Here is a 6,180-nt window from a genome sequence, read left to right on the forward strand (position 1 = left end):
GTCCTATTGCTTTATTTATTTAATTGGCTATATTTCACTCTATGTTAGGTTGTTGTATGAAGGCTCTATGAGTTTTTGGCAAAAGTTGTTTTCTGTGGAACAACACAATGAACACAAGAATCAGATTGCTTGTGTAGAAAATGATTGCTCTTTCAAGACAAATGAACAGCTTCTTGAAGCTTTGTCTAAAGCAACTGATGAAGAGATCATCATCGGAATTAAAAAGGTTCTTGTATCACGCGGCTATAGCCGTAAGGAACTGAATGAACTTCAACACTTGCCCTTGCAGTAATCGGCAAAGGCTCTAGCCTGATCAAAAAAAGCACTTGTGTAACCAGGTGCTTTTTTTATATCTGTCGCTTTAATTACATTGAAGAAGAACCAAACTTAGAGAGTTCAATTGTATAAATCCGACTACACAACCTTCTGCCTTCTATTGAGTAATTGGTAATAAATCTGAACACTTCTTCCTCTCACTTTTTCTGATTTTATTGAAATGTAAAAGTTAGCTTAGGCTATTTATAGGTGTTACTGAACAGATGTTCATCTGAATTCTGCCATACAGGTGATCAAGTCACTTGCTGCATACGCCTATTGCTTGTCTGCCTAAACTCAAGCAAAGCGTCGATTAATTTAGCAAAAGGCAGTACACTTGTTATTAAACTACAATGCTTTTTTAAATGGCTTAATTCTGATATGCAACAGACTAAACGGTTTCCCATAGGAGCGCACCTTATGGTTAAACATTTCGGTTATACCCATCATGGGATATACGCTGGACGTGGTCGTGTTATTCATTATTCGGGCTTTGCACATTTATTCAAGAAACGCCCCATTGAAATAACCTCTATTGAAAAATTCAGTCATGGCAAAGCGATTCATGTGCAACATTATGACTCAGCGAAATATAAAGGCCGTAAAGTTGTGCGTCGCATGCGTTCCAGAATGCATGAAAATAATTATCATCTGATTATCAATAATTGCGAACATCTGTGTACTTGGGCGATTACCGGCGTAGAAAGCAGCCCGCAAGTGATCTATATGATGAATCGCCTGACCACGATTGGTTATATCAGCTCGATGATGAGTTTCATGAACAGCATGTTCCTGACCCTGACCACGACGAGTTTTGCCTTGGCCTTGTACATCAAGAAGAAGCTTAGAGATAAAGCCAATCTGCGTTTGCAACAATACCGTGAATTGCAAGATCAGGCTAAAACGAAAGTGTCAGACCTGACTAATCTTAAACATCGTTAATTTAAAGCTCAGCCTGCCGATGATTTTTTGTTAGTAAGAAATTTTGAGTTCGGGTTTAAACTTTGATATTAAAAGGAACAGATCAGGTTAAATAACCTTTTTTGGCCTGAATCGCTTCAGGTAAACCTTTACCCAAAGAGCTTAAGGTTTCCCGCTCTACCAGTCGTACCATTGAATCGAGTGGCAGATCATTATCCTGTAGCCCAAAAGGCTCTTCTAGCTCAGCACTGAGCTCATCTAGGCCTAAGAGCATATAAGCAATCAACCCGACCAGAATCGGCGTCCACAGGCCCAGATTGGCCTGCAAACTAAAAGGCAAAATAAAACAGAACGAATACACTGCACGATGTAACAGTACCGAATAAGAAAATGGCAATGGCGTCGACAGTATCCGGTCACAACCGGCCTGAATATTGCCCAAGGCCACAGTATGCTGATTCAAATTGTTATAAATAATATCGCTGATGTTGCCCTGCTTATATTGCTGAACCAACTCCTTTTGCATCTGTTCCAGCACCCATTGTGAAGGATTGATTTGCACGAGCAACTGATCGAATGCCATATTTTCAAAATGCGTGGTTGTTTGGTAATGCTGAATACTTTGTACTTGCTGTCTGAGCCGGTCACGCAACAGATGGCTAAACAGCATCATGCGATATAACAAGACCTCGCGGGTCTGATCATCCAGCACATGGCTGTCCCGGCATAAATGACGTGTGGTGGCGATTAGCGCTCCCCAGAGCTTGCGCCCTTCCCACCAGCGCTCATAACATGCCGTATTTCTAAAGCTGAGAAAGATCGAAAGAATCACACCAAAAATGGTAAAGCCGATTGCGGGTACGGCAGGAAGATTCACAAAATGTGCCTGACTCAAATAGACCAGTAGGCCGGAAATAAAGACCACCAAGACTAAAGCCGGCAATACCTTAGGCAAAATTGTGCCCTGCCAGGCAAACAGTAAACCGATACTATTGTTTTTATCACGCACAATCATGGCATTTTCCCTGCTGTATTGAAAAAGCCCAACCGAAGTTGGGCTTTTAATATCTGATTTAAACCTGATTATTTGCCTGGCTTGAAACTGTCTTTCAAGTCAAGAATACGGTTAAATACTGGTTTCTTGCTATTATGATCGTATTGATCGGCAACGAAGTAACCTTCACGCTCAAACTGGAAGCGATCTTCCGGTTGAGCTTGCGCCAATGCCGGCTCAATCACGGCTTGAACCACCTTTAATGATTCAGGGTTCAGGTTGGCCAGGAAGTCATCACCCACTTCAGGATCCGACTCAGTGAACAGACGTTCATAAATACGGACTTCGGCAGGCACACCTTTAGTCGCAGATACCCAGTGAACCACGCCTTTCACCTTGCGGCCTTCAGGGTTCTTACCCAAAGTTTCAGGATCAATCGAACATTTCAGCTCAACCACTTCACCATTTTCATCTTTAATGACTTCATCACATTTGATCACATAGGCATGACGCAAACGTACTTCACCACCTGGAATCAGACGTTTAAAGCCTTTTGGTGGTTCTTCCTCAAAGTCTTTACGGTCAATAAACAGCTCAGTGGTTAAAGGAATCACGCGTTCGCCCATGTCCACGTTCGGATGACGTGAATGGGTCAGATCCATATCTGCTGGCAAGTTGCTTAAGGTCACTTTCAGTGGATTTAACACGGCCATACCACGCGCTGCAGTATTTTCCAGAGACTGGCGGATGCAATATTCCAGCATCGCGACATCGACAATACTACCATCCACTTTCGATACACCGACACGCTGGCAGAAATCACGCAGACCTTCAGGTGTAAAACCACGGCGACGCATACCGACTACAGTTGGCATACGTGGATCGTCCCAACCATTCACATGAGCACCTTCAACCAGTTTACGTAATTTACGTTTCGAGGTGATAGTGTAATCCACATTCAAACGGCTAGATTCGTACTGACGTGGCACAGATGGTGATTTAACCTTTGCCACCACCCAGTCATAGAACGGACGGTGATCCTGGAACTCTAATGTACAAAGCGAGTGGGTAATGCCTTCAATCGCATCAGACAATGGATGCGCATAGTCGTACATTGGATAAATTTTCCATGTATCGCCCGTCTGATGGTGCGCTGAATGCAAAATACGATACAAGATCGGATCACGCATATGTACGTTCGGTGAGGTCATATCGATTTTAGCGCGTAAAACAGCCTGACCTTCAGCATATTCGCCGCTACGCATCTTCTCAAAACGTTCCAGATTCTCTGCAACAGTTGCATCACGTTGTGGCGAGTTCTTACCCGGCTCGACAAAATTACCGCGGTTTAAACGGATGTCTTCGGGGCTTTGTAAATCCACATAGGCATCACCCTGTTCAATCAGCTGAACCGCCCATGTATAAAGTTGATCAAAATAGCTCGATGCATAGCGCGGCTCGCCCTCCCACTGGAAGCCCAACCATTTCACATCATTGGCAATACCATCAACATATTCCTGTTCTTCAGCATCCGGATTGGTATCATCAAAACGAAGATTACACACCCCCTGGAATTCTTCAGCAATCCCAAAGTTCAAGCAAATTGCTTTCACATGGCCAATATGTAAGTAGCCATTTGGCTCAGGCGGAAAACGCGTGACGATCTGTTGGGTACGACCAGCGGCTAAATCATCCGTAATGACCTGACGTACAAAGTCCAAGCCCGGTTGTTGTTCTTGCTGCTGCACTGAATCGACTGCATTGTTCTTTTGGGTCGGGTTCTCGGGCAGAGATGTCACAACATCATTTGGCTTCATGATCAATCATTCACTTCTAAAGTTAAAAAGGGATTAACGAATATTTAATCGCACAGGTTGTACGCATATTCATTATCAAAGTTCCTTAGTTTAACTAGAGGTGAATAATCTCTCAACCGCTAACTATGGTATTTGATTTCAATTCACCCATTTTAAAAAATGAAAATACGGCGAGTTGCCTGAAACTAAAATATCAGTGCCTGTACAAGCAGTAAAATCATTAATTTACGCCAATTCAAAATAGGGTGCCTGATAGGGCAATATCTGAAATGCCTTGATAAATCAACGTATAAATAAGGTACTATTTTTATGCTTTTAACAAAGAAAATAATGTTTTTACTTGCCTAGTCGATTGTAGTTTGCTTATGCTTCACTCATTCAGAAAAAACCATGGCACTCGTCCATGATTAGGAGATTACACAATGAGTTTTCCTCAAGTCGAATTAAACACCAATAAAGGTCGTATTGTTCTTGAACTCAATGCTGAAAAAGCACCTAAAACAGTGGCTAACTTTTTAGAATATGTGCGTGACGGTTTTTATGACGGCGTAATTTTCCACCGTGTGATTGATGGTTTCATGATCCAGGGTGGTGGTATGGATGAAAACTTCAAAGAAAAAGCGACCCGTGATGCAATCGAAAATGAAGCAGACAATGGCTTAACTAACGATTTGGGCACAATTGCCATGGCGCGTACGCAAGCTCCACATTCTGCATCTGCTCAATTCTTCATTAACGTTGGCAACAACGCATTCCTTAACCATTCTGGTAAAACAGCACAAGGTTGGGGTTATGCAGTATTTGGTAAAGTGACTGACGGCATGGACATTGTCAACGAAATTAAAGGCGTTCGTACTGGCAACCGTGGCTACCACGCTGATGTTCCACTAGAAAATGTGGTTATTGAGTCTGCAAAAATCATTTCTGAATAAAAAACGTCCTCTCCGTTCTTTATGAGTTTTAAAGCGATGCTTTAAAACGGTGTAATGGAAAATCCCTCATATAAATGAGGGATCTAGAGAGGAATAAAAGGAAAAGATTCGTGACCTATCTGTTTATCTCAGATTTACATTTGTCACCTGATCACCCTCGACTTGTTCGGGGGTTTTTAGATTTATTGACCGAATATCAAGATCAAAATACCCGATTGTATATTTTGGGTGACTGGTTCAATGCCTGGATCGGTGATGACTATACAGCCCCATGGCTGGACGAAATTATCACTGCCTTAAAACAGTTTATTCAGGCTGGTAATCAGGTATATTTTCAGGCAGGCAACCGGGATTTTGTTCTCGGCAGCAAGTTTTTAGCTCAATTTGGCGGAAAGCTACTTCCTGAGATAGACCAACTGAACATTGCAGGAACACGTTTTCGCCTGGAACATGGTGATGCACTGTGTACCGATGACATCGCTTATCAGCGCTTTAAAAAGATTATCCGGCATCCACTTATGCTAGGCTTATTAAAGCGTACACCGCTGTCTTTCCGTAAAAAATTAGCCAATGGCTTTCGTCAGCAAAGTCATCAGGCGCAGCAGTTTAAAAGCTATGAAGTCATGGATGTTAATGATCAGGCCGTTGAGCTGGCATTACAAGACCTTGACGTATTGATCCATGGCCATACGCATCGCGCAGCCATTCATCCGTTAGGTCAGAAAAAAAGAATCGTACTGGGTGACTGGAAGGAAGACAGTGCCGAGATACTGGAAATTCAGGAAAACCAAGATTTCGAGACCCTAAAACTAAAAAAGTGGCGATATTAATCGGCCACTTTTTTTAAGATATGTGTTTGCTTAGCACAGACGATAAAGCTTATTCACACCGGTATAGAAACTTTTACCATCAAGGTTAAACAGAATTTCTTCACCTGTTTGTAGCTGGATCATTTTTCCAACTTCTACCCAGATAAAACCATCCTGAGTGTTTTGCTTGCGCTTTAAAGGAACAAGTTTAACATTAATTTCGCCACCATTTACGGCTGTAGCGGTATGCCATTCATTTAATATATTCAAAATATTTACTCATAAAATGAGCTTTTTGTGACTGTACAAAGAGATTAAGAAAACCAAATTTGTATAATAATTCTGTAGTTACTAGATGTTATTCAAGCTCAAGCTTGAACCAAAAGTGAATC

Annotated in this window: 7 protein-coding genes; 4 read left to right on the plus strand and 3 right to left on the minus strand. The window is 42.0% G+C overall.

Annotated elements, in window-relative coordinates:
• Positions 1-67: 67 nt before the first annotated feature.
• Both FTV48_RS13785 and FTV48_RS13790 read left to right on the plus strand, forming a co-directional pair.
• Positions 68-292 (plus strand): hypothetical protein, encoded by a 225-nt coding sequence (locus FTV48_RS13785; RefSeq protein ID WP_005096749.1) that lies wholly within the window; start codon positions 68-70, stop codon positions 290-292.
• A gap of 404 nt (positions 293-696) precedes the next feature.
• Positions 697-1,257 carry a lecithin retinol acyltransferase family protein gene (locus FTV48_RS13790; RefSeq protein ID WP_034608524.1) on the plus strand — a complete coding sequence of 187 codons (561 nt, stop codon included), beginning with the start codon at positions 697-699 and terminating at the stop codon, positions 1,255-1,257.
• An 82-nt stretch (positions 1,258-1,339) separates the two neighbouring features.
• Here the strand turns inward: FTV48_RS13790 and FTV48_RS13795 are convergent, their stop codons facing one another.
• Together FTV48_RS13795 and FTV48_RS13800 are read right to left on the minus strand one after the other, a co-directional pair.
• Complete coding sequence (locus tag FTV48_RS13795; RefSeq protein ID WP_005096746.1) at positions 1,340-2,251, minus strand: bestrophin family protein; 912 nt, start codon at positions 2,249-2,251, stop codon at positions 1,340-1,342.
• A 68-nt stretch (positions 2,252-2,319) separates the two neighbouring features.
• Positions 2,320-4,047, minus strand: a complete 1,728-nt coding sequence (locus FTV48_RS13800; RefSeq protein ID WP_005171137.1) for a glutamine--tRNA ligase/YqeY domain fusion protein — start codon at positions 4,045-4,047, stop codon at positions 2,320-2,322.
• A 422-nt stretch (positions 4,048-4,469) separates the two neighbouring features.
• Here FTV48_RS13800 and FTV48_RS13805 point away from each other — a divergent pair, with 422 nt between their 5' ends.
• The gene (locus FTV48_RS13805; protein ID WP_005171140.1) at positions 4,470-4,979 is read left to right on the plus strand and encodes a peptidylprolyl isomerase; all 510 of its coding nucleotides are present in this window, start codon (positions 4,470-4,472) and stop codon (positions 4,977-4,979) included.
• Positions 4,980-5,089: 110 nt separating this feature from the next.
• A complete protein-coding gene (locus FTV48_RS13810; protein WP_180000718.1) occupies positions 5,090-5,809 on the plus strand; it encodes a UDP-2,3-diacylglucosamine diphosphatase in 720 nt (239 codons plus the stop codon).
• Between the two features lie 30 nt (positions 5,810-5,839).
• Here the strand turns inward: FTV48_RS13810 and FTV48_RS13815 are convergent, their stop codons facing one another.
• A complete protein-coding gene (locus FTV48_RS13815; RefSeq protein WP_005096740.1) occupies positions 5,840-6,058 on the minus strand; it encodes a hypothetical protein in 219 nt (72 codons plus the stop codon).
• Between the last annotated feature and the right edge of the window lie 122 nt (positions 6,059-6,180).

It is taken from the genome of Acinetobacter sp. YH18001, assembly GCF_013416975.1.
Taxonomy (GTDB): Bacteria; Pseudomonadota; Gammaproteobacteria; order Pseudomonadales; family Moraxellaceae; genus Acinetobacter; species Acinetobacter pseudolwoffii.